The following is a 25,325-nucleotide window of genomic DNA, read 5'->3' as shown; positions in this document are numbered from 1 at the left end:
TTGTGGTTAAAGTTACTATTAATTCTAAGGAATGTGAAGTAGAGCATGGGCTCACTATAATTCAAGCTTGTGAAGTCGTGGGCGTTGAAATTCCACGTTTTTGTTATCATGAGCGTTTAGCAATTGCTGGTAATTGCAGAATGTGTTTGGTTGAAGTGGAGGGTGGACCTCCAAAACCAGTAGCCTCTTGTGCAATGCCAGTTGCAGAAGGGATGGTTATTCACACTGATACCCCTAAGGTTAAAAAAGCACGTGAAGGTGTGCTTGAGTTTTTGCTAATTAACCACCCGCTTGATTGCCCAATTTGCGATCAAGGTGGTGAATGCGATTTGCAAGATATCACGATGGCTTATGGGAAAGGAACCAGCAGACTTGATGAGCATAAGAGGGCTGTGCCAAAAAAACACTTCGGACCACTGATTGAGACTGCGATGAATCGATGCATTCATTGCACTCGGTGTGTTAGATTTTTGTCTGATGTTGCAGGTACAAATGAACTTGGAGGAATCGGAAGGGGAGAAAATGTAGAGATTAGCACTTACATAAAAAGGCATATTAGTTCTGAATTATCTGGAAATATCATAGATCTCTGCCCGGTAGGGGCTTTAACTTCAAAGCCTTACTCCTTTACAGCGCGTCCATGGGAGCTATCACATTGTGAGACTATAGATGTGCTAGATGCTGTGGGCAGCGCAATTAGAGTTGATTATCGTGGCCCGGAGGTTATGAGGATATTACCAAGGCTGAGCGAAGAGGTAAATGAAGAATGGATATCAGATAAAACCCGCTTTGCCTATGATGGACTAAAAGTTCAGCGTCTTGATCGACCTTATATAAAAAAAGATGGTAAATTAGCCCCAGTTGATTGGAATGAAGCATTAACTGTTGCTGCAAAGAAATTAAAGAATACAAAATCAAATAAAATAGCTGCAATTGCAGGTGATTTAGCAGATTGTGAGTCTATGCTTCTACTCAAAGAAGTGATGCAGAAGCTCGGCTCGGGGAATATAGACTGTAGGCAAGATGGTGCAAAGCTTATACCAAGTAATCGTGGATCGTATGTGTTCAATACCACTATTGAAGGTATAGAAAATGCAGATTTATGTCTGCTTATAAATACAAATCCAAGGATAGAAGCACCGATTATTAACGTAAGATTGAGAAAGAGATATTTACAGGGCAACTTTCCTGTTGCAAGTGTTGGTCCTAACATTGAATATTTGTATCATGTTGAGAAATTGGGCGATAATCCTGATATTTTGAGTGAAATAGCAAATGGAAATCATAAGTTCTGTGAGCTGCTGAGTGCTGCTCAGAGCCCTATGCTGATTATCGGTCAAGATGCATTAGTAAGAGACGATTCTGAATCAGTTCTAGTTCTAGCTGGCAAAATTGCAGAAAAATTTAACATGGTCAGAGATGACTGGAATGGCTTTAATATGCTGCATAAAGCTGCAGCAAGAGTTGGTGGGCTAGATACTGGGTTTGTTCCTAAAAAAGGCGAAAGGGATATTAATCAAATATTGGAACATGCAGAAAGTGGTGAAATAGAAGTGGTTTATCTTCTTGGTGCAGATGAAATTGATACATCAAAATTAGAAAATACATTTGTAATTTATCAAGGTCATCACGGTGATAAGGGTGCACATGTGGCAGATGTTATCTTGCCTGGTGCTGCATATACAGAAAAATATGCAACTTATGTAAACACTGAAGGTCGAGTGCAAAGAACAAATTTAGCTGTATTTCCTCCAGGTGAAGCAAAGGAGGATTGGTTAATTATTAAAAATCTCTCGCAATATTTGGATCTTTCCTTACCATATGATAGTTTATTTGACGTGAGAAAAAAATTAGATACTATCGGTCCACAGTTTAGAAATGCTGATCAAGTGGTAAAAAACACATGGGTACCAATCAGCAGCGGTGAAATAAGCTTAAGTAATACACCTTTTACTTTAAAGAAGTGTAATTTTTATATGACGGATTCAATAAGTCGCGCTTCAAAAATAATGGCAGATTGTACTAAAGCTTTTTATGAACACGCTAGTTAATATTTTATTTATTTTAGTACCGCTACTACTTTCAGTTGCATATTTGACATACTTTGAGCGTAAGGTCCTTGCTGCAATTCAACTGAGGCACGGCCCAAGTGTAGTTGGACCTTTTGGGCTATTGCAGCCATTTGCAGATGCTATTAAGCTCCTGATTAAGGAGCCGATAATACCATTTAGAGCGAGCACCATACTGTTCATTATGGCTCCAATGCTTACCTTTATCTTGGCATTAATTGCCTGGGCAGTTATACCGTTTGGTGCTGAAGTAATTGTAGAAAATGGCCAGCAAGTAGTTATTCCTAAGGTTATAGCAAATATTAATGTTGGAGTGCTTTATGTGCTAGCTATATCGTCGCTGGGAGTATACGGCGTGATTATTGCAGGCTGGTCAAGCAATTCTAATTATGCATTTCTTGGCGCTATACGGTCGGCTGCTCAGATGATTTCGTATGAAGTTTCAATAGGCTTAATAGTTGCTACAGTCGTTATTACCACTGGAACATTAAATCTTGGAGAGATGGTGGTAGCGAAACACAATATGCCATTTTGGGTTGATTTACTACTAATGCCTATAGGAATAATATTTTTTATTTCTTTGCTTGCAGAAACTAATCGTCACCCATTTGATTTACCAGAAGCTGAAGCAGAGCTTGTCTCTGGATATAACGTTGAATATTCATCCATGCCTTTTGCCCTCTTTTTTCTTGGAGAATATGCAAATATGATTTTAGCAAGTGCTATGATGACAATATTCTTTCTGGGGGGATGGTATCCTCCGTTAGAACTTGGTTTGCTTTATAAAATTCCAGGTTTAATTTGGTTCGTTTTGAAGATAATTATACTTTTATTCGTATTTATTTGGATTAGAGCAACAATACCTCGTTATCGATATGATCAGCTAATGCGCCTTGGTTGGAAAGTATTTTTACCAATATCAGTGTTTTGGGTGATACTCATTTCAGGGGTGTTGCTCTTTACTGGGAATTTGCCTGGATCCAATGTTTAATTTCCCAAATACAAGATTAAGACGCAGGCGCTCGAGCAAATGGGTTCGCAATTTAACAAGTGAAAATAGTTTATCAGTAAATGATCTGGTTCTTCCTCTGTTTGTTCATGACAGAGAAGAAACAACTGAACCAATTTCTGGCTTACCAGGCGTAAAGTGTTATTCAATAGATGGATTAGTGTCTATAGTTAAGGAAGCTAAAGATTTAGGGATTAATGCTGTTGCAATTTTTCCTGTAGTTGATAGTAAACTAAAATCTGAAAACGCTGAGGAAGCATATAATTCTGACAACTTAATCTGCAGAGCAATTTGTGCTGTAAAATTAAAGGTACCTGAAATTGGTATTATTGCAGACGTTGCATTGGATCCATACACTATTCACGGCCATGACGGCATTTTAAAAGATAATCAGATGGATGTAGAAAACGATGAAACTATATCAGTGCTGTGTAAGCAAGCGTTTGCTTTAGCGAAAGCAGGATGTGATATAGTTGCTCCTTCTGATATGATGGATGGTAGAATAGGAAGAATCAGAAAATCATTAGATGATAACAACTTTCAAGACGTATTAATATTATCTTATGCAGTGAAATACTGCTCTAGCTTCTATGCTCCATTCAGGCAAGTCGTTGGTTCATGTGGGCTATCACATTCTATAGACAAAAGTGGTTATCAAATGGATTATAAAAATGCGCGCGAAGCAATGTGCGAAATTGAAATGGATATAAATGAAGGTGCAGATTTTATTATGGTTAAACCGGGTATGCCATATTTGGATATTATCAAAACAGCAAGTGATAAGTTTAATTTTCCGATTTTTGCTTACCAAGTAAGCGGTGAGTACGCAATGATAAAAGCTGCTGCAAATAATAGCTGGCTGGATTATGACAAGGTGATTTATGAATCTTTGATTGGTTTCAAACGTGCGGGTGCAAGTGCAATATTCACTTACGCTGCACTTGATATTGCAAAAAATTTAAGTGCACAAGCCCTATAAAATTACTAAATTTTTGGCGCATGTTCTTCTACTGTTGCTGCATATTACCTAAAATTTTCCAATACATGTTTTAAGTTATTGATAAGTCCGTTACAATACAGTATTATAAATAATATAAACCAAGTGTTACTTAGGGCATGGGGATTTTTTTTGAATTTTTGGGGAAGATGCTAGGCAAGGTTTTTCCTGCTAAAACAGTAAGCTCTTTTTTGGGAATAGGATATTTACCAGGTTGGCAGAACTATTGGTCTTCTTTTTTAATATTATTTATTGTCGATGTTATATTGATTTTTACATATGGAGGCGAATATTTACTATATAAAATGCCAAATTCAGGAATAGTTGTAGCTGCTGTTTTTACAAAATTGGCAATAGTTATGTTAGTAATGCAATTAATTGGAATATTTATTTTTCATGCTCAGGACCCTTCAGCAAACAGTGGTGAAGACATAGTAATACAAATAGCGTCAGGGCAAGTATTGACTGTAGCACTTTCAATGCCAGCAATAATGTCAATTTATTATGCTGTAAGTAAACTCTATGGGAGTATATGTAAGCAGATGTTTCAATGCCCATTTTGGTTTAATGATTTTATGCACTTTTTCTTTTTTCTTATGATACCTTACGTATTTTTTAATGTCGTAGAAGTGATAAAACCATGGCCAATAAGTTCAATACAGCTCAGCTATAATAATGCAATGTCAATTACATTTGAGGGGATTTTTCACACATTTTATGCGGTGATTTTACTGTATTTAACAGCATTTATATTCTGCGATTTAACTATGCGTGATGCAATTGTCCTAAATAAAAGCATAATTCAGTATGTGAGGGAAAGTTCAGCAGTTTTAGGTGATTATTTACATAGTGCTGCAAAAAAAATAAATATTGAATAGTACTTATTTATTTATATATTTAGTATAAAAAGTGTACAATTTGTGTGAACTTACAAAGTATAATAAAAGAGTTACAAGATTTTTGGGCTGGTGAAGGGTGCGTTATACTTCACCCATACACATCTGAAGTTGGTGCTGGTACATTACATCCCGCAACAATTATGTCTGCAATTGATACAAAACCGACAAAAATTGCATATCTACAACCAGTAATTAGGCCATCAGATGGGCGCTATAGTGATAATCCTAATCGCTTGTATCAACATCACCAATATCAAGTTATAATAAAGCCATCTGGTAATAATTTACAAGACGTCTATTTAGATAGCTTAAAAGCTCTTGGCATATCTACAGAAAAATATGATATTAAGTTTGTTGAAGATGATTGGGAAAACCCAAGTGTTGGTGCATCAGGACTTGGATGGGAAGTTACATGCAATGGAATGGAAGTAACACAGCTTACTTATATACAGCAAGTTGGAGGGATTGACTGCAAGATGATTCCTGGTGAGGTGGCATATGGGTTGGAACGTTTAGCAATGTGCATACAAGGTGTAGATAATGTTTACGATATAATTTGGAACGATAACGGTGTAACTTACGGAGATATTTTTAAACAAAGAGAATATGAATTTTCTTATCTAGCGTTAGATTATTATGATACTAAAGTGGTACAGCAGCAATTCGAAGATACGGAAAAATTGTGTAAGTTCCTTATTGAAAAGGAGCTACCAATGGCAGCTTATGACCAATGTATTAAAACTAGTCACCTACTTAATCTGCTTGATGCAAGAGGTGTGCTTGGTGTGAATGAACGTACAGCTTATATTGGTAAAGTTAGAGAGCTAACAAAAAAATGTTGTGAATTGTACATGAGTAAATAGCGTATGTCGTTGCAGTTGTTATTTGAGTGCCTTTCAGAAGAAATACCCCCGAGAATGCAGAATTCAGCTACAGTTCAAGTTAAGAGCTGTATTGCCAATGTTTTTAACAAAAATAATGTAAAATTTACATCAATGGAGGTTTTTATAACGGCACGTCGCATTACCCTATTAGTCGACAACATAAATGCTTTGGAGCTAAAGGATTCCAATAACGAAGTTAAGGGACCAAACATTAACGCACCAAAAAGTGCTATCGAAGGTTTTTTAAGAAAATATCAGAAAAATGAAGAAGATTTGCTCGTTCGAAAAGTAAATAATGAGGATTTTTACTTCATTAAAAGAGAAAGCTGCTCATTTAACATTCAAGAGTTTCTTAAAAATCAACTAGGAGAAATATTAAAAAATTTCTCTTGGCCAAAAAGTATGAGATGGGGCAAAGGAAAAGAAAGGTGGGTTAGGCCAATTAAAAACATTTTATGCATTTTAAATGATGAAATAATACCTGTATCTTTTGCAGGGATTACAGCATCTAACACAACATATGGCCATCGATTTCTCTCAAGTGGTACGGCGCTTACTGTTAAAACACCTAAAGACTATTTTGAATTGCTAGAAAAAAACAGTGTAATTCTCCAAATGGACAAAAGAAAGCAATTTATACTAGATCAGATTAATAAATTCACAAAAGAGCAGAATTTACAACTTGAGAAAAATGATTATTTACTAAATGAATTGACAGGGCTTATAGAGTGGCCAATCGTACTGTTTGGTGAAGTGAATCAAGAAAAGTCATTTGGATTACCGAAGGAAGTAATACTTAGTATAGTTAATACACAACAAAAATACCTTGCTTTAAGTAATGGAAAGAGAATTTCACACTTTGTCACTGTTGTCAACGTCAACAATGGTGAAGTTGTTAAAGGACACGAAAGAATATTAGAAGCACGTCTTGCTGATGCCCAATTTTTAATATCTCAAGATAAAAAGGAAAATCTAGATTATTATGTCAAAAGATTAGGTTCAATATTATTTCATGCTTCACTTGGCAGCGTGGGGGAAAAGGTGAAGCGTATTACGGCTTTGTCAAAGTATATAGCTATATTTATTCCACATGCTTCGCTGATAAAAGTTGAACGTGCTGCATATTTGGCAAAAGCTGATTTGGCAACATCGATAGTAAGAGAGTTTCCAGAATTACAAGGAGTAATGGGTGGATATTATGCTTCTTATTTTCAAGAAGATAGAGAAATAGTGGAAGCTATAACTGAGCATTATAAGCCAATCGGGCCAGAGCAGGAGTGTCCTAAATCTCCTTCTGCAATTGCTGTGTCAATTGCAGACAAAGTGGATAGCTTAGTTGGTTTAATTGCAGCAGGTGAGAAAATCTCTGGTTCGTATGATCAATTTGGTTTGCGGAGAATGACAATTGGTATAATTAGGACAATACTTGAAAATAATTTGCATGTTCCAATTAGGCTAATGATAGACAAGTCAGTATCTTTATATTCAAGGCTTCTATTTAATAAAAATACAGCGTCAGTTGATAAGCCGAATAGAAAACAAATTTCAGAACTAGTATTTAGATTTTGCTTAGAAAGATTCAAGGTTATTTTAAAAAATAGAGATATAAGGCAAGATGTTGTAGATTCAATACTATATAAAATCGATATTAATGATCTGCTGACAGCAGAAAAGCAAACTGTTATATTGGATCGTTATCTTAGTACTCCAGAAGGTGAACAAATTCTAAGCACTTACAAAAGAGTCAGTAACATGATGAGCAAAGCAAGGAAAAGTGATGGCACTACTTATAGTGCATCTTACGGTAAGAGGTTTTTGATTGAAAGTGAAGAAATTGCGCTATCAAATTGTGCTATAACTGCTTGTAAAAACATAAAACAAGCGATAAAAAATAACCACTTTAATGTAGCACTTGATGAACTTGCTGGTTTTGCTCCGTTTATCAATCAGTTTATGGACAGTATAAAGATTAACTGTGATTCTGATAAGCTGAGAAGAAACAGATTATCTTTGCTTGAAAATGTAGTTTCCATCTTTCATTTAGTAGCAGATTTTAACCTCATACAGGTTAAGCAATGGATAAATGCTCAGGCAATATAAAGAACAAATCAAATCATCTCCACAGTCCTGTGGCGTGTATAAGATGGTCGGAGATAAGAATAAAGTTTTATATGTTGGAAAAGCAAAAAACTTAAAGTCGAGATTATCCGACTACCTTCAATTCGAAAACCTTTCTGAACGAATTAGAGTTATGCTCTTACAGGTTATTAAGGTTGAAATATTCATCACTGAGAATGAAATCGAAGCACTGCTTCTTGAAGCACAGCTAATAAAATCATTGAAACCACTTTATAATATTGTGCTCAAGGATGGAAAATTTTATCCTTATATAACAATTTCCAAGCACGATTATCCAAGAATAGCAAAATATAGAGGCAAATTTAAGAAAAATGAGTTTCATTATTATGGTCCCTTTACATCTGCCGCTGCTGTTAAGCAAACTATATTGTCATTGCAAAAAGCTTTTCTCCTAAGAGTATGTTCAGATCAATACTTTTCCTCAACAAAAAGACCATGTATTGAATATCAAATTAAGCGCTGCTCAGCACCATGCATAAACAAAATCACAAAAGACGACTACTGCCAATCAGTAAAACAGGCACGAAATACATTGCTTGGAAGAAATAAGGAAGTGAAAGAACAGTTACTTTTCACAATGAGAAAGTGCAGCAGTGAAGAAAACTATGAGCTTGCTGCTATATATAGAGATCGGGTAAAGTTTCTTGAGCAAATTCAAATACAGCACACGGATTTTTCTTTTGAAAAAGATGCAGATTTCTTCAGTATTGTACGTGAAGAGGATCTAGCATGTATTAGTGTGTTATCGTTCAGAAATAAAGACAACTACGGCAGCACTCCTTACTTTGCCGAGAACTGTGGTGATCACTCAAATGATGAAATTTTATCCACCTTTTTGGTCAATTTTTATAATTCAGCTAACATACCTCCAATACAAATTTACGTTCCAGATTCTATTGTGGATAAGGAAATTATAGAACAAGCACTATATAAGGTTGCTCAAAAGCCAGTAAAAGTTCTGCATGCAAAGAATAAAAAAGAGCGTGATTTATTGAAATTTGTTTATGATAACTCTCAGCATAGCTTAGAGCAGAAGCTTATCGATTATAGAAATAACCTAGAAAAGCTTGAAGAGCTTAGCAAAATCTTCTTGTTACCAAACATTCCAAAGCGTATTGAGGTTTATGACAATAGCCATATATTTGGAAACCAACAAATTGGTGTAATGGTTGTTGCAGGGCAGGAGGGTTTTTTAAAAAGTGAGTACAGAAAATTTACTATAAAGGAAAAATTTTCAGGCGATGACTATAAAATGATGAGGGAAGTGCTAACCAGACGTTTCTCCGGCAATATAAAAGGCATAATACCTGATTTTTTACTGATTGATGGTGGACCAGGACATGTTTCCATAGTACAGAATGTACTGGAAGTATTGAATATAAACGTTCCTTTTGCTTGTATGGCAAAAGGTCCTGATCGTAACGCAGGAAATGAAAGATTTTATATGCTGGGCAGGGAAGAATTCAGTCTGGCAAATGACAGCAAAGTCATGCTTTACTTACAATCGCTGCGTAATGAAGCCCACCGTTTTGCGATAACTTCACATAGAAAAAAACGCGATAAACAGTTTATAGTTTCACAATTAAGCAAAATACCCGGCATTGGCAACAAAAGAAAAAAAGCGTTGATGTCTTATTTTGGTTCAGTGAAAAATATAAGCAAAGCTTCTCTGGCTGAAATTCAAAACGTACCTGGAATTAGTAAAGGTTTAGCAGAAGTCATTCTTAAATACGTGAATTATAAGAGAGGAGTACTGGAATGACACAAAACCCGTTTTATTATTAGGGAATTTATATCTTAAAACCGCAAAAAAAGGTGTGCGTATTTGTGAAAAAAAATCTCCATAAAATTTGTGAAGCAATGTGGTGGGACTAGTGCGATTCGAACGCACGACCTTCGGATTAGGAGTCCAACGCTCTATCCTGCTGAGCTATAGTCCCGTGTTTCCTACCATTCATGTAAAGTTATAGCAAAAAATCCTTTCTTTTCTAGATTTCTTGCATAACCAATTTATGACGACAAAAAACATTTCTGTACTTCTTGAGTATAATGCTATTATATTTAATAACATGGTTTAAGTAAGATTAATGCTAGTTAACAATATTGGTTATTTCTATAACAATCAAAACGACTTTGCTTTAAGCAATATAAACATTAAAGTAAAGAAAGGAAATGTTGCATGTTTATTGGGGCATTCTGGCTGTGGCAAGTCAACAATTTTGAAATTAATTGCGGGGATAGAAAATCCAAAATCTGGAACTATTTTTATAAATGATAGGTTAGTTGCAAGTAATAAGGCATCAGTCGCTATAGAGCATAGAAATATCGGATTGATTTTTCAGCATTCTGCATTATTTCCTCATAAAACAGTAGTAGAAAATATAACCTTTGCTATCCGCAGCTCTTCCAAGAGAGAAAAGCACCTAATTGCATTGGAAATCTTGAAGTTACTCAATATAGAAAAATATGAAAATATGTACCCTAACGCCTTATCTGGAGGACAGCAACAATTAGTTGCAATAGCAAGAGTGATGGCACAAAACCCTGATGTTGTGTTGTTAGATGAACCATTTTCTAATTTAGATATACTGCTCAAGTGCCGAATAAGACAACATATATTGTCCCTTTTCAGAAGTAAAAATATCCCTGTGCTAATGGTAACTCATGACCCGCAAGAAGCATTGAAAGTTGCAGATTTTATCTACGTAATGAAAAATGGTAAAATTATTCAATCAGGAGTTTCTAGCGATATATACCATAAGCCTAAAGATGATACGCTAGCAAAGTTTTTTTAGTGAGCTCTCTTCTACTCTACAGTTAAGCGAAAAGTTTCCACTTATTCGCTGCAAGAAAATAATCTAGTTTGGGATTGTTATAAAATAATTAAAAAACCTTGATTTATAATTAAATAAAGGTGATATAATCTATGTGTTACTTGACTTCAGTCAAGTTTTAATATTTAAAGGTCAATATTTTAAATGGAGGTGAAAATGAGTTTAGGACCATGGCAATTGTTTCTAGTCTTAATAATAATTTTAGTTCTGTTTGGTGCAGGCAGATTACCGCAAGTTATGGGTGATTTAGGAAAAGGCATCAAAAACCTTAAACAGGAGCTTAAGGACTCAGAAAAATTATCGTCTAATGAACCAGATCGTTAGCGTCCTCATACTTCGTGACATGCACCTTAGTGCATGTCATCTGTTTAAAAACTTAGTCAGGTTAAAGAATGAAAGAGATGAAGTGTTGGTATGAAATAAATAACAAATATTGAAATACAGCAACAACTATGTTAGCTTAAGAGGAATATTTTATTAAAGGATAATTGTGCAAAAAAGTGAGAAACTAACTAAAGATAAAAAACTAGCTTCTGATATTCTAAAAGAGGTTGCAGATACCAATAACAATGATAGCAATAAAGTAACTTTGTTTGACATTAAAACAGCTTTGCATGAGCGCGGTTTTGGTATTTTAATAATCATCTTCTCCTTGCCGCTATCGGTGCCTATACCGGTTCCACCTGGTTATACAACTATTCTTTCTATACCTTTAATCTTATTCTCACTGCAGCTTCTATTTGGATTTGATTCTCCTTGGATGCCCAGTTGGCTAGAAAGAAGATCTTTTCAGCGTTCAACACTAGCTCTTGTGGTAGAGAAAACTTCCCCTGTATTAGAAAAAATAGAAAAATTCATGAAGCCAAGACTGTCTTTCATTTTCTATGGGCCTGGTGAGAAGATTCTGGCTTTTATGATGTTGCTTTGTGCAATAATAATAGCTCTTCCATTACCTTTTACTCACTTCCTTCCTGCAATTGGCACAACTCTTATTTCACTTAGCATTATGAGTAAAGACGGGTTTCTATCCATATTGGGAGTTTTAGTATCATTGTGCGCGTTGTTGCTTACTCTTGTTGTAATAGTCAAAGGACCACAACTTATAACCGGAGCACTTTCTCTTCTTAAAAGCTTTACAACACTTTAACAAAAGAACGAATTACTAGCGCAAAATGAATAATGCATATTGAAATAAAACAATAATTGTGTTAAGAATTATTTTTATCAAAGGTTTTTCGTGTCAAAAAATGATAAGTTGACTAAAAGTGATAAATTAGCTTCTGATATTCTAAAAGAAGTTGCAGATACCAATAACAATGATAGCGATAAAGTAACTTTGTTTGACATTAAAACAGCTTTGCATGAGCGTGGTTTTGGTATTTTAATAATCATCTTCTCCTTGCCGCTATCGGTGCCTATACCGGTTCCACCTGGTTATACAACTATTCTTTCTATACCTTTAATCTTATTCTCACTGCAGCTTCTATTTGGATTTGATTCTCCTTGGATGCCGCATTGGTTGGAAAGAAGGTCTTTTCAGCGTTCAACACTAGCTTTTGTGGTAGAGAAAACTTCTCCAGCATTAAAAAAAATAGAAAAGTTCATGAAACCAAGAATGTCTTTTATTTTCTATGGGCCCGGTGAAAAGATTTTAGCTTTTGTAATGTTGCTTTCTGCATTATCGATAGCTCTTCCATTGCCTCTTACTAACTTCATTCCTGCAATTGGTACGACTCTTATTTCGCTTGGCATTATGAGTAAAGATGGGTTTCTATCCATATTGGGAGTTTTAATATCATTGTGTGGGCTATTGCTTACTCTTGTTGTAGTAGTCAAAGGGCCACAACTTATCATTGGGGCATTTTCTTTTCTCAAAAGCTTCGTATATGGTTAGGCTTTACAACACCTTAACAAAAAAAAAGGAGCTTTTTACACCTATCGATAAAGATCATGTGAAAATGTATGTTTGCGGACCAACAGTATATGACACAGCACATATAGGCAATGCACGGTCTGTTGTTGTGTATGATGTGTTATTTCAGCTACTTAAGTTTTGTTATGGCAAAGTTACCTATGTGCGTAACATAACCGACATTGATGATAAGATAATTAATGCAGCAAGTGAAAAAAATAGCAACATAGAAAGTATAACCACATATTACATTAAAGCTTTTCATGATGATATGGAAAGCATAAATTGTAAAAAACCAACATACGAACCAAAAGCAACGGAAAACGTAGATTATATTATAAAATTAATTGAACATTTGCTGCAATCAGGCCACGCTTATGAATCTGACAAACACGTGTATTTTAATATAGAATCTTACCATGAATATGGTGCTTTATCAGGAAAAAAAACTGATGAATTGGTTCCAGGTAGCAGAGTTGAAGTTAATGAAAATAAAAAGCACCCGGGAGATTTTGTGCTGTGGAAGCCTGCAAGTGATATTGACTACAAACTTTCAAGTTATTGGGATAGCCCATGGGGAGAGGGCAGGCCTGGATGGCATATAGAATGCTCAGCAATGTCATATGCTTACCTTGGCAAAGATTTTGATATTCATGGTGGCGGCATAGATTTACAATTTCCTCACCATGAAAATGAAATTGCACAGAGTAAGTCTGCATTTGCTGGATCAATGTTTGCAAAATACTGGATACATAACGGCTTTCTTACAGTAAATGAAGAAAAAATGAGCAAGTCCTTATTTAATATAGTCAAAGTAAGAGATTTGCTAGATAGTGGAATAAAGGGTGAAGTAATACGCTATGCACTGCTCAAAACTCACTACAGAAAACCACTTGATTGGACAGAAAACGTTATTTCTGATGCACAGGAAACCTTAAATAAATTTTATCGATTATCACGTGGTTTAGATACAACGAATATTGATGAAAGTAACGCAGAGATTTCTAAAGATTTTATAGACGCTTTAAAAAACGACTTAAACATCCCTGAAGCTCTAGCTATATTACATGAAATGGCTGCAAAAATCAACAAAATGAGTAATGAAAGTGAAAAGCTTAAATTAACTAAGAGTTTTGTTAAGAGTGCCAGATTTATTGGTCTTCTTGAGTCAAGTTATCAAGAGTGGTTTGCTGTGGATGTAAATCATCAAGAAATAGAAAGGTTGATAGACTTAAGAAAAATTGCAAAAAAAAATAAAAATTACGATACTGCAGACAAAATAAGGGATCAGTTGAAACAAAAGGGGATTACAATTTCTGACAATGAAGATGGTACAACAACTTGGTAAACTTATATGGAAGATTACTTTCTGCTGTTTAAAGACAGCCTATTATCATCGTTAATCTTGCCTATACACCAAGGCTTTATGTTTGAAGCTATGCTGTACTTTAGATCACATCACAATCTACTACTTATGTTATTTTTTGGAGTACTAGGATCAAGCCTTGGTGGAACAGTTAATTGGTACTTAGGTAGAATAACAATCTTAATGCGAGAATTATACCACAAACTAGAAAACAAACGTACAACGCCAAAAGCCACAAAAAATTTGCTAATTTTTGCAACTTTATTACTTTCGTGGGTGCCAGCACTTGGAAGTGTGATTCAAATTTTATCAGGTTATTTTAAGTTAAACCTTTATATCCTTACCCCTTTAATCATTCTATCTAATTTCTTCTATTTGTTATATCTAATACTTACTTTTGGAGTATAACAGCTATAGTACTACAGCTATTAAAGCCCACTTCTGTCATCCTATGCCCTGATAGAAGCGGAGCTATAAATTAAATGCAAAATTTCAATAGTTATAAGGATGCACCATGAGCTAAAAGCAATTCCACAAGGTCCCATGATTGAAATCAGTGGCATAATGTAATGCTGTTCTTCCTTCATTATTTTTAGTGTTAACGTCTGCGTTGTGTTTTAGTAGCACTCTAGCCGTGTCAAAATTTCTCATAATAGTAGCAAGGTGTAGTGAAGTGTTGCCACCATTATTCTTAGCATTAACATCGACACCTTTTTCGATGAGATGTTCTGTTATATCATAGCCTTTACACAAAGCAGAGAGGTACAATGGAGTGAAACCACGTTCATCCTTAGCATTAACATCAGCACCTTTATTGATTAGATACTCTACTATTCTCAAGTTTTGTCCAAGAACGGCAGAGTGTAGTAGTGTTCTGTCACCAGAATTAATGTCAGCACCCTTACTGATAAGATACTTCAATATATCTAATTTCCCACCACAAGCAGCTGAATGTAACGGAGTAATACAATCTTTATTCTTAGCGTTAACAATACAATTTAATCTACCTAAGTGCGCGTCTTCTATACGTGTTAGTATACGCTTCATACGCGTCAAGTTAAGGAAATAAAGGTATGAAAGAGATAGAATAATAAGGTATAAGTTCTCCCAGATATACTTTTAGTGAGAGAACCAATGAATAAAATAACTTGCTTATCAAAAAAGCTCAAAGAATTTTTTAATGAAAAAGCAGAGAAAATCTCAATTACAACAAGGTTTATAAAAAGAAAGAGAAAGCTAAAAGGTTCATCATTCGTAAAAGCCATGGTCTTGGGTAATATAGGAGTTGATAATTGTAGCGTAGAAACAATGTGTCAATTACTAAACGAGGACTCGATAGATATAACAAAACAAGGTTTGGATTTTAGATTTACTGAAGAAGCAGTGGAATTTATGAAAAGGATGTATAATGAATCTGTGGTTCTCTTTAAAAATATCTTGCAAGTTGATTGCAAAATCTTACAGCAATTTAATAGTGTTAAATTATTGGACAGTAGCTATATTACTCTACCTAACAGTATGGAAGAGATGTATAAAGGTTATGGTACTAGCTACAGTGGCTATGAAAGCAATACTAAGTCTGGAATAAAGTTACAATTAGTTTTCGATTACATGAATCAGATAATAGACCAACTTAATTTAACGGAGGGAATAAGATCAGACCAGGGATATAGGAAACATTTAAGTAATATATCAAGCAATGATTTGCTAATATCTGATCTCGGTTATTTTGTGCCAAGTTCTTTTAAACAAATCAATGAAATAGGAGCTTATTTCATAAGTCGTTATAAATCCGATACCAACGTATATGATGTAGAAACAAATCAAAAAATGGAGTTATTAGAATGTTTAGAGGATAAGTTATTTTTAGAAAACGAGGTATTGTTAGGAAAAGAAGCAAAAATTAGAGTAAGAATTATATGTCAGAAACTAACTGAAGAACAGTCTATAGCCAGAAGAAGGAAAGCTAATAGATTAGCAAGATCGCAGGGATATACATCCTCTAAAAGAAATCAAAAATTGTTGAACTGGTCAATATTTATAACTAATGTTCCAGAAAATAAAATTAGTGCTGAGCAAGTATTAACGATTTACAGAGTAAGGTGGCAAATTGAGTTATTATTTAAATTGTATAAAAGCCATATCAGACTTGATAAGCTAAAAGGAAAGCCATGCAGAGTATTATGTGAACTATATGCTAAATTGTGCGCAATTCTTATATTTCACGGCATAGTTGGTTGCACAGAAGTGAAAAAGAATACAGAACTTAGCTTAACAAAGGCATTTATTGAGCTAAAAAGACGGGTTAGAGAGTTATTTTTAGTATTAACCAAGATTAATAGTTTAAAAGTATTTCTTAAAAAACTCACTATAACTTGGTCGCGATTTTCATTAAAAGACAAACGTAGAAGGGCTAGAGTATCCACTTTAACCTCTCTAAATTTGCTCACAATCTCTTAACTTGACGCGTATGATACGCTTAACTGCCTCATAATCACCACTTTTAGCAAGCGAATGTAATGGCGTACATTTTTGTATACCATAAGTAAAATTAAAATAAAAATTATCAATCAACTCATCGTACTTACTTGCATATCCCCAAACAGATGCAACAATAGAATCATCGAATATGTAATCAGCGTTTATCAATTTTATAGTCTTCCTTAAGACCTCTTCCTCCCGACCTTCTTTTTTTAATTTTAATTCAGTCACTTTTTGCACTAGTCTATGAATGTTTGCTACTCCTCCTTCTAAGTCAATCATTGAATATCTATTGAGTAACTTAACAGCCTCCCACATCCTCTTTTCACTGTTCACTAATAACTTTAAAAAGATTTCCTCTATTTGTAACTTTAATTCCGCTGGTATGTAAACGCTTGCCTCTTTTTCTTTTAAGTCAATCACCGGATATTCACTGAGTAATCCAAAAATGTTACACAGCTTTGCTTTATCATATATTAACTTTAAAAAGATCTCTTTTACACGGATTCTATCAGGGGCAAGATAAACCATTACTTCCAGAATATCCAATGCTTCAGGACCACATTCTTTTTGTTTTATAGCATCAATTGTAACATTCCACGTTGTTAAAATTGTTTTAGTATAACGAACTCTTTTACTATACTCTCCTTCATTCTCCTCTTCCTCATCATACAACCATTTTTTTAATAGGCTTTCTGTTTCTTCAAACAATTTCTCTGCTTGTTGCTTATATTTCTTCAAGTAATCGCTTATTTCAAATTTTTCGTAAGGTGCTAACTCCTCGTTTTTGTTGTAAATATATACAACCGCTTGTCCTAAAGCCAACGGAAGATACTGTAATTCTTCTGTCAGTTCCCTTATTTTTTCATCCTGTAAATTGTCTTTTATGTCCAAAGCCTTTTTAACAAATTCCCAAGCTTCAGTTTCATCGAGTACACCTAACCTTATTACTTCTATTCTTCCTTCCTCATATTCTACTCCTTCTACTTCCCATTTTGTGTCATGAGAAGTAATTAAAACATAAGGTTTTTTACAGTCAGGAAAAGATAGTGGTAAAAATTTATTGACGTCTCTATATCCTTTGGCATTGTCAAAAATAAAAAGACTTTCTACGTTCCTAAAATACCTATATACGTCTTTAATGGTAGACTTGATTCCTTCCTCTGTAATAGAAATTTTTGAACCTTCAGTTAACCTTTTTTTTAACTCCTCAGCTAATCCCCTAAATGACCCTTCAAGATCCTTTTGTGTCTCAGCATTTATCCATATAACATTGCCATCATAATCTTTTCTATATTCATAAGCGTATTTCCTAGCTAACTCACTCTTACCTATTCCCCCAAGACCGCTAATGACAACTATTTGTGATACTTCCGCTTGCTCATTTGTAGTTTTGTGCAACTCTTTGTATATCTTTTGTAATTCACTCCTTCTACCAGTAAACGTTTTAACTGGATACTTCATATTAAACCAAATAGGTTCTTTACGTGCTTGCTGATTATTTAATACTTCTCCTATCTCATCAACCTTTCCTTCTATTCTCTCTACTCCTTGTCTTATCTCACTTACAGTACTGGCCCATAGCTCCACTTTTTGGAAAAATTCTTTTCCTTCTTCTGGTGTGAGAAAACGCCCTCTTTTATCCTTCATCCAATTTGATATCATTGTGGAAAGGGCATTGAGAACGGAGTCATTATCACCAAAGTATTTGAACCTTCTGGCCAAGTCATCATTTATCTCATTTCTGATTAACTTTTCTAGCTCAACATCACTAGGCAAATTCACTACAAACACTAGCTCATTTAAAAAGCCTTTTATTTCTTCATCGCTTACTTCCCTATCTTCAGCACTCATCCTTTGCTTTAAGTATTGAGCAATATTATTACGTAAGTCTCTAAGCTTATATTTTGCACTATCGCCTATATTCAGAAACTCATCCTGTGTTTCTATTTTTTCGACTGTAATTCCCTTGCTTGCTAGACTTTCATAGTCAAAATCAACATTTATAACAATAAAAAAATCCTTTATTTTATCCTTGAATTCTTCATTACCTTGAATTTCTAAAAAGGCAGCAAAATGTTTTACTAAGTTAAGTTCACCACTTTTTGTCAATAAGTCGCCTACACAGATCTTCTTGCTGCCATCTTGTTTATGTTTAACTTGTATAAGCATACATACTGTTGTCCCATTTTGCTCATACCGGAAAACAATATCGTCAAAACCTGCAGCCGAACTCATTTCCGTGGCTAAGCGGAAAAAGTACTTTCTATTCACTGCACGTCTAAAAAACAGCATTAGCCACAATTTTTGATAGTCAATACCATGAATAAAGTTTTTCGCCCCTCCAGTAGGATAAGTTTCAGGCATCCTCAACCTCACATAATTTTAAAGATGGTGCCGACAAATGGTAAAAAAATAATAAAATTATATGTCATGAGATTAAAGATATCGTAGTGTAAATCTGAGAATATCTACGAGATGTGCTGTTATGTAAATAAAAAAATGTGACTAATTACTTAATCTTTCACTCAAAATTGAATTCACAACATCAGGGCTGGCTTTTCCCTTGGTGAGTTTCATGACTTCGCCGACAAAGAATCCGTATAACTTTGTTTTACCGCTTTTGTATTCTTGAACCCTATCTTGGTTGTTATTGATGATTTTGTCGATAACTTCTGCTATTTGACCTTTATCTGTGATCTGTTTTAGGTCTTGCTCTTCTATAGTTAGAGATGCAGGTTTGCCAGTTTCAAACATACTATCGAATACCTGTTTGCCAAGTTTAGCAGAGATCGTTCCATCAACGATAAAATCTAAGAGCTCGGACAAGGCATTGGCTTTGATTGGGGAGCTTACAATATCAATACCTGCTTTATTTAAACGACCAAAAAGCTCTACGGTTAACCAGGTGACCGCAAGCTTTGAATCATGTTTTTTTATCAATTCCTCAAAGTAATCAGCAATTGCCTTATCGGAAGTAATGACGTTTGCATCGTATTCGTTGATACCCAATTCCTCAATGTATCGCAGCTTTTTTTGATCTGGTAACTCGGGCAAAGATGATTTAATAGAATCGATTTTATCCTGGCTTACCTCAACTGGCAACAAGTCAGGCTCAGGGAAGTATCTATAGTCGCTTGCATCCTCTTTGTTTCGCATCACTTTTGTTTTTCCCGAAGCAACATCAAACAATAAAGTATCTTGACTTATTTCTTCCCCACTTTCTATAATTTCAATTTGTCTTTGTATTTCATAGTCTATAGCTTGCACAATATAACGTATCGAGTTCAGATTTTTTATCTCACAACGAGTGCCAAATGTGCTACTGCCTTTTAGGCGGACAGAAACGTTTGCATCACAACGAAGTGATCCCTTTTCCATATCACCATCACACGAACCAATGTAACGCAAAATCTGCCTCAATTTTTTCATGCATTCTGCAGCTTCCGCAGATGAACGGAGATCTGGTTCTGAAACAATTTCCATTAAAGCAACCCCTGCACGATTTAAATCCACATAAGTTTTGCTTTCCTCATGAACGCTCTTTCCTGCATCTTGCTCTAAATGAATTCTCGCAATTCTTATTTCTTTTTCATTATCGTTGATAAATACTCTACCATTTTTAACTATTGGCTCAAAAAACTGAGTTATCTGGTAACCTTGCGGTAAATCAGGATAAAAATAATTTTTCCGATCAAAGTAAGAACACTTATTAATTTCTGCAGAAAGTGCAAGACCGGTGCGTATTGCTTGCTCTATGCAGTAATAATTTAGTATTGGCAGCGTACCTGGCATTGCCGCATCAACTAGAGAAACTTGAGTGTTATGCTCAGCACCAAACTCCGTTGATGAGCTAGAAAATAGCTTCGTATTAGAAGAAACTTGAGCGTGCACCTCAAGCCCAATTACCGCTTCCCAATCCTCTTTTGTCATGTATTTTATTTAGATGATAATCTTAATATTCTGCAAAATTAACACAAAAAGTCAAAACAAAACTCATGTTAGCTAAGTGGTATGCAACCCGTAGAAACAGGACGAAAAATTAAACGAAAAACTTACTTGACAAACTCCGCCAGCCCCCTTATCATGAAACTGAAGCTATTTATTTATCTTCTCTGTACAGATTAAATGACAAAAAAACTCACGTATCTGGCGTCTCATGTTTAATTTTTTGCACTATGTGCACCTTATGTCTTTATAAAACTTCTACCTACATAAGCTGAAACGCGCTTATAAAGCGTTTAAAACATAAAAAAACGCCAACTTAAAAAATGGATAGTGAATAACTAGCTACCCTAGGGTTTCTTTTGCCTTTTTTTCTGTTTAGTAAATTTCTTAACGTTTATAATTTAGATTAGTTGCGGTTTAAAAGCAACTGAATCGCGGTTATTAAGTGTTTAGAATAAAAAAACGCCATACTTGAAAGTATAATGTAAGTAATTAGCCAACCACGGGGCTTCTTTTGCCTTTTTTTTCGTTTGGTAAATTTCTTAATGTTTGTAGCTAAACGATAACCGTCATCCCGCTACTTGTTAGCGGCCGAGATACCGCGAATGAATCGCGGTATGACGTAGGATTGCTGTCATTCCAGTGCCAAGCACTGGGATCCAGCCTTTATTATTTGGTTGAAATTAAGTCTTCTGGATCCCAGTGGGCTTTGTTGCATCGCTACTTATGAAAGGCTAACTATAGTTAGGATTATAAGCAACCTATTGAAAATCTTGTTTTTTTGCAATCAATCTGATCAAATTTAAGAATAGTAATTTGTTATTTATATTAATAAATTTAATTCTATTGAAAATAGCTAAAGCATTGAAATTCTTGAATTTTAGCCGGATTGGTAAATGGTAGTGAAATTTCTTTTACTCAAATTTAGGTATTCATTGACCGTTCTTGTTATAAATACCAGAATAATAAGCTACTGATATTCCCTATCTTTTTTATCTTTAATCCATCATAGCTAGCGATGCAACAAAGCCATCCCAGTGTCAGCTACTTGGATGACACCATTCTTTTTCCTGGATTCCAGTGTCTGGGCACTGGAATGACATCCTCCCTTGTGGAGATTGCTCTCAAATCACAATGTTCGTACAGCTATGCAAACACAAAGGTGTCATTCCAGCGCGTGACGCTGGAATCCAGTTGAGCTATTTCAACAAAAATACTGCATTTTGAGATGAACGTCTATTCTCACCAGACTTATTTACAAGTATAACAATTAAAGTCTGGATTCCAGTGTCAAGCACTGGAATGACATCATAGGGGCACTGCCCTTTTGGATGGAAACCAGTGTCAGCTACTTAGATGATACCTTTTTTCTACTTAGTTTGGGTTATGCAAGAAGTCTATTGCATTCCTGAGCAATTTGATTCATTATTCTTTTTGTAAAAAATTTTCTTAACTTTCTCTCCACTTTTTTGGTAAGGTCACTTTAAAGGAAGTCTAATAGATGCTACATAGAAATCCAGATGAGTTTCTAAAGTCTATTCCAAAAGATAAGCGCATAATGTGCCTTGACATGGGAGAAAAGCAAATAGGCATAGCATTTAGCGATAAAACACAGCTCATAGCCACAGCTCATAGCATATATCACAGAAAAAATATGAGCAAAGATTTAGGTTATCTGCATAGAATATTCAAAGAAAATGAATCTGGATCAATGGTAATAGGACTACCATTAAAAATGGACGAGCAAGAAACTAAATGGTGTAAAACTATAATCCAATTCGCAAATAAAATAATAAAAAAATATAAAGTAAATATATACTTACAAGACGAAAGCTTCTCAACATCTATCGCAACTCATACACTAAAAATTACTGGAATATCAATCACAAAATCGAAAAAAATAGATGATAAAATCTCCGCATGTATTATTTTGCAACGAACGTTAGACAAGATAAATACAATCAAATAGTTTTTCCAGATCTGGAAATCTTCAAACTGAATCCCATATAAAAGTTACTCAACAAAACAAGAACCTTTCGTATAAGCATGACAAATTGCTACAGCAAGAGCGTCAGCAGCATGGTGGCATTTTATACTCAAATTTTTAACTATTTGCTTCACCATAAATATAATCTGATCCTTATCAGCATGGCCATTTCCGGTAATGCTTTTTTTTACATAGTTTGCATCATATTCATTCATAGTTAGCTTTGTTATTTTTAACGCTAAAATTACAACCCCTCTTGCATATCCTAAAGTTAGTGAAGATTTAGGATTTTTATTAACAAAAATTTTCTCCACCGCAGCTTCATTCGGAGAGTATAGGGAAATTACTTTCTTTAATTGTTCAAAAATTGTATGTAGGCGTTCACCTGTACCCAATTTACCATCAGTTGATATGGTACCGCCGCCCAAAAATTCAATATTATTTTTTTCGTTCAGGCTGATAATGGCCCACCCAGTCTTGCTTATTCCTGGATCTAGACCTATTATTTTAACCACTTAATAAACGCTTAACCAATAGACAAACAAAAATAAAAATATCCAGACTACATCTACAAAGTGCCAATACCAGGAGGCAAACTCAAAGCACAAATGGTCCTGAAGTGTAAATTGGCCTTTCCGTGCTCTAAATAAACACACTGATAAAAATATTATTCCTATTATAACGTGTGCGCAGTGAAAACCGGTAATCATATAAAAATTGGATGTATAAATAAGCTTTTCTCCTGTTTCTTGTAGAGAAAAACTCGCTTCATGATACTCTATTGCTTGCACTATTATAAAAAAAACTCCAAGCAATATAGTTATGGACAGCATTTTAATCATGCTCTTTTTATCATTTTTAAGTAAAGAGTGATTTGCCCAAGTAATTGTTGTACCAGAAAGCAATAATATTAACGTATTCATGAACGGTAGTGACCACGGATCAGGTGGCAAAATTCCCTCAGGGGGCCATTCAACTTTTTTTGCAGGAGAAAACGCCTCAAATAAAAAAACTGGATCAAGCCAGGCTTTAAAGAATGAACAAAAGAACACTATAAAAAATACGACCTCCGAGAGAATAAATAAGTACATTGCAAATTTGAGTCCATGTTTTACAATGGCAGTGTGACATTTGTCATAAATGGCCTCCCTTATTACATCTCTCCACCAATAAAACAGCACCCCTGATACTGCGGAGATTCCCAGAACTAAACAAAACATTCCGAAAATTTGTTTATGAAGCGCGCCAACTAATCCAAGTGCAAGAATAAGAATTGCTGCTGATATAGCAATTGGCCAAGGGCTTGGGTCCACTAAATGAAAATCATGTTCCTTACTTTTCATACCATCTTAAAAATACATACTAAGAATACAAATTAGCTTAAAATTGTCAATATTTCTCAAAATCTTGATTGAATTTTGAAAAACTATATGCACCATTCAAAAAATCTAACACAAATTGTGCAGTTATTCTAAACAACTCAAGCATTCTGCTCTTTTCGTTTTCTCTTGCTCTGCTGCAATATCCATCAACAATATTTTCTAAAATAATGCATCCAGACTTTACTGAATCACTGTAACAAAAATTAAACCAATCCCTATATCTATTATTTTTCTTGAATCTATTTTTCATGCTATCAACGACAGTCTTGTATATAAACATGCAAGAATACAAAACCGTCATAGCCTCATAGGTATTACTATGCGAGATGGATAAAAGAAAATTAGTGAAATTAAAACACTCAAGAGATTTCTTTTCGCGACTTATACCGTACATAGTAAAGTAGTAGTCATATAGCATTCTATTAACAGTCACTACTCTTTGGGCTACTTCAGCAAGCGAGATAATACTACTATAATCTTCCATTTTGGATGCAGTAATTAAGGTGGTACGAATATAATCACCTAAGAACAACGTCTTTTGTTGAGCATAGAATTTGAAGTTCTCTATATTTAGGGTGTTATTCGCTAACTCAACATTAAAAGGATGCTCAATTATATCCTTTAAAAGATTTGACCCGTAACAGCTCCTAATTATGCCACTGAACACTGTAGTTACCGATAAAAGATCAAGTTAACGTAAATAATCCGCTGCTAATATTCTTTGCTAGATATATTAGAGTAATATGCCTCATCCCAAAACATTATTTCTAATTCCAGCCCTTTCTTAAAAAACTCATACATCCTCTTTTTTTCACAGTCACTAGCTTTTTTATATAGCTTATTTGTAATATCAGTAACCTCATCAATTACAGCATTTACTGTTTCGCTACTATAAATGTTGATCCACTCTTTGTATTTGTTATTTTTAACCCCTTTAGTTGTTATCTCATTTACCATATGGCGTATAACGATTTGGTATATGTTAAAGCAAGAATAAGATGCTACTAAAGCTTCATTAACAGAATTGTGATATGCGGCACTCATGAAAAAGTCAGTAAAGGCAGAACAAGCTCTTGACTTTTTGTGATCATCAGATAGATCACAATCTTCAAAATATTTTTTATACTGTTCTCGAACATAAAATGCTCCTTGTGCCAAATTGATTAAACTACTCATCATTTCAATATCATCAACTCTAGCTGCAACAATTAAAAAAGCACGAGCGCAATCTATACAATACAGAAAATCCTGCTGAAGGTAGAATTTGAATTTTTCATAATCTAATGTATTATTTATCAATTCAACATTAAAAGGGTGTTCTTTTATTTTATCAATAAGATCAGAAAACTCTTTTACAATTACGTTGTACAGTTCTCCTTCTATTTCGTTATACACTTTATAAGCCTCACAATAAAAAT

General features: G+C 34.6%; 21 protein-coding genes, 1 tRNA gene and 1 pseudogene. 15 read left to right on the top strand and 8 right to left on the bottom strand.

Annotation, left to right across the window (positions count from 1 at the left end; genetic code table 11):
- Positions 1–2 precede the first annotated feature (2 nt).
- From nuoG to uvrC, 7 genes are all read left to right on the top strand, one after another.
- Positions 3–2,051, top strand: coding sequence for an NADH-quinone oxidoreductase subunit NuoG (gene nuoG, locus AAGD84_RS02110; protein ID WP_341818087.1), 2,049 nt, complete (start codon positions 3–5; stop codon positions 2,049–2,051).
- Positions 2,035–3,060 (top strand): NADH-quinone oxidoreductase subunit NuoH, encoded by a 1,026-nt coding sequence (gene nuoH / locus AAGD84_RS02105; protein WP_006280461.1) that lies wholly within the window; start codon positions 2,035–2,037, stop codon positions 3,058–3,060. The genes nuoG and nuoH overlap by 17 nt, the downstream gene beginning before the upstream one ends.
- Positions 3,053–4,057, top strand: a complete 1,005-nt coding sequence (gene hemB, locus AAGD84_RS02100; RefSeq protein WP_265037857.1) for a porphobilinogen synthase — start codon at positions 3,053–3,055, stop codon at positions 4,055–4,057. Before nuoH ends, hemB begins: the two co-directional genes overlap by 8 nt.
- A gap of 137 nt (positions 4,058–4,194) precedes the next feature.
- The gene (locus AAGD84_RS02095; RefSeq protein WP_264723215.1) at positions 4,195–4,953 is read left to right on the top strand and encodes a phosphatidylglycerophosphatase; all 759 of its coding nucleotides are present in this window, start codon (positions 4,195–4,197) and stop codon (positions 4,951–4,953) included.
- Positions 4,954–4,997: 44 nt separating this feature from the next.
- Positions 4,998–5,837 (top strand): glycine--tRNA ligase subunit alpha, encoded by an 840-nt coding sequence (locus AAGD84_RS02090; protein ID WP_077188493.1) that lies wholly within the window; start codon positions 4,998–5,000, stop codon positions 5,835–5,837.
- Positions 5,838–5,840: 3 nt separating this feature from the next.
- Complete coding sequence (glyS, locus tag AAGD84_RS02085) at positions 5,841–7,958, top strand: glycine--tRNA ligase subunit beta (protein WP_341818086.1); 2,118 nt, start codon at positions 5,841–5,843, stop codon at positions 7,956–7,958.
- A complete protein-coding gene (gene uvrC, locus AAGD84_RS02080; protein WP_182318997.1) occupies positions 7,942–9,759 on the top strand; it encodes an excinuclease ABC subunit UvrC in 1,818 nt (605 codons plus the stop codon). Before glyS ends, uvrC begins: the two co-directional genes overlap by 17 nt.
- A 101-nt stretch (positions 9,760–9,860) precedes the next feature.
- Here uvrC and AAGD84_RS02075 read toward each other — a convergent pair.
- Positions 9,861–9,937 (bottom strand) — tRNA-Arg (locus AAGD84_RS02075).
- A 147-nt stretch (positions 9,938–10,084) separates the two neighbouring features.
- Here AAGD84_RS02075 and AAGD84_RS02070 point away from each other — a divergent pair.
- From AAGD84_RS02070 to AAGD84_RS02045, 6 genes and pseudogenes are all read left to right on the top strand, one after another.
- A pseudogene (locus tag AAGD84_RS02070) lies at positions 10,085–10,859 on the top strand (ABC transporter ATP-binding protein).
- Between the two features lie 128 nt (positions 10,860–10,987).
- Positions 10,988–11,155, top strand: coding sequence for a twin-arginine translocase TatA/TatE family subunit (locus tag AAGD84_RS02065; protein WP_006013840.1), 168 nt, complete (start codon positions 10,988–10,990; stop codon positions 11,153–11,155).
- A 166-nt stretch (positions 11,156–11,321) separates the two neighbouring features.
- Positions 11,322–11,978: an exopolysaccharide biosynthesis protein gene (locus AAGD84_RS02060; RefSeq protein WP_010962397.1), complete on the top strand. Its 657-nt coding sequence runs from the start codon at positions 11,322–11,324 to the stop codon at positions 11,976–11,978.
- Between the two features lie 90 nt (positions 11,979–12,068).
- Positions 12,069–12,725: an exopolysaccharide biosynthesis protein gene (locus tag AAGD84_RS02055; RefSeq protein WP_010962396.1), complete on the top strand. Its 657-nt coding sequence runs from the start codon at positions 12,069–12,071 to the stop codon at positions 12,723–12,725.
- Entirely contained in the window at positions 12,718–14,091 is a 1,374-nt protein-coding gene (gene cysS / locus AAGD84_RS02050; protein ID WP_264723211.1) for a cysteine--tRNA ligase, read from the top strand. Before AAGD84_RS02055 ends, cysS begins: the two co-directional genes overlap by 8 nt.
- A 6-nt stretch (positions 14,092–14,097) precedes the next feature.
- Positions 14,098–14,517, top strand: coding sequence for a DedA family protein (locus tag AAGD84_RS02045; protein WP_265037847.1), 420 nt, complete (start codon positions 14,098–14,100; stop codon positions 14,515–14,517).
- A gap of 111 nt (positions 14,518–14,628) precedes the next feature.
- On the opposite strand, the gene AAGD84_RS02040 is transcribed toward AAGD84_RS02045, so the two are convergent.
- Positions 14,629–15,156, bottom strand: a complete 528-nt coding sequence (locus AAGD84_RS02040) for an ankyrin repeat domain-containing protein (RefSeq protein WP_341818085.1) — start codon at positions 15,154–15,156, stop codon at positions 14,629–14,631.
- A gap of 87 nt (positions 15,157–15,243) precedes the next feature.
- On the opposite strand from AAGD84_RS02040, the gene AAGD84_RS02035 reads away from it, so the two are divergent.
- Positions 15,244–16,569 carry an IS4 family transposase gene (locus AAGD84_RS02035; protein ID WP_341817859.1) on the top strand — a complete coding sequence of 442 codons (1,326 nt, stop codon included), beginning with the start codon at positions 15,244–15,246 and terminating at the stop codon, positions 16,567–16,569.
- On the opposite strand, the gene AAGD84_RS02030 is transcribed toward AAGD84_RS02035, so the two are convergent.
- Both AAGD84_RS02030 and gatB read right to left on the bottom strand, forming a co-directional pair.
- Positions 16,546–18,957 carry an NB-ARC domain-containing protein gene (locus tag AAGD84_RS02030; protein ID WP_341818084.1) on the bottom strand — a complete coding sequence of 804 codons (2,412 nt, stop codon included), beginning with the start codon at positions 18,955–18,957 and terminating at the stop codon, positions 16,546–16,548. The genes AAGD84_RS02035 and AAGD84_RS02030 overlap by 24 nt on opposite strands.
- Positions 18,958–19,098: 141 nt before the next feature.
- Positions 19,099–20,523 carry an Asp-tRNA(Asn)/Glu-tRNA(Gln) amidotransferase subunit GatB gene (gatB, locus tag AAGD84_RS02025; RefSeq protein WP_265037765.1) on the bottom strand — a complete coding sequence of 475 codons (1,425 nt, stop codon included), beginning with the start codon at positions 20,521–20,523 and terminating at the stop codon, positions 19,099–19,101.
- A gap of 1,516 nt (positions 20,524–22,039) precedes the next feature.
- Between gatB and ruvX the strand changes: the two genes are divergently transcribed.
- Entirely contained in the window at positions 22,040–22,507 is a 468-nt protein-coding gene (gene ruvX / locus AAGD84_RS02020; protein WP_010082183.1) for a Holliday junction resolvase RuvX, read from the top strand.
- Between the two features lie 44 nt (positions 22,508–22,551).
- On the opposite strand, the gene ruvC is transcribed toward ruvX, so the two are convergent.
- The 4 genes from ruvC to AAGD84_RS02000 are packed head-to-tail and all read right to left on the bottom strand — an operon-like array spanning position 22,552 to position 25,302.
- Complete coding sequence (gene ruvC, locus AAGD84_RS02015; RefSeq protein ID WP_209473140.1) at positions 22,552–23,040, bottom strand: crossover junction endodeoxyribonuclease RuvC; 489 nt, start codon at positions 23,038–23,040, stop codon at positions 22,552–22,554.
- Positions 23,041–23,868 carry a cytochrome c oxidase subunit 3 gene (locus tag AAGD84_RS02010; protein WP_264723237.1) on the bottom strand — a complete coding sequence of 276 codons (828 nt, stop codon included), beginning with the start codon at positions 23,866–23,868 and terminating at the stop codon, positions 23,041–23,043.
- A 46-nt stretch (positions 23,869–23,914) separates the two neighbouring features.
- Positions 23,915–24,574: a TenA family protein gene (locus AAGD84_RS02005; RefSeq protein WP_265038238.1), complete on the bottom strand. Its 660-nt coding sequence runs from the start codon at positions 24,572–24,574 to the stop codon at positions 23,915–23,917.
- A gap of 44 nt (positions 24,575–24,618) precedes the next feature.
- Entirely contained in the window at positions 24,619–25,302 is a 684-nt protein-coding gene (locus tag AAGD84_RS02000) for a TenA family protein (protein WP_038249063.1), read from the bottom strand.
- Positions 25,303–25,325: the final 23 nt, after the last annotated feature.

Source organism: Wolbachia endosymbiont (group A) of Andrena fulva (genome assembly GCF_964026815.1).
Taxonomy (GTDB): domain Bacteria; phylum Pseudomonadota; class Alphaproteobacteria; order Rickettsiales; family Anaplasmataceae; genus Wolbachia; species Wolbachia pipientis.
Note: the sequence above shows the minus strand (reverse complement) of the source record. Positions and strands in the feature narration are given on the sequence as shown.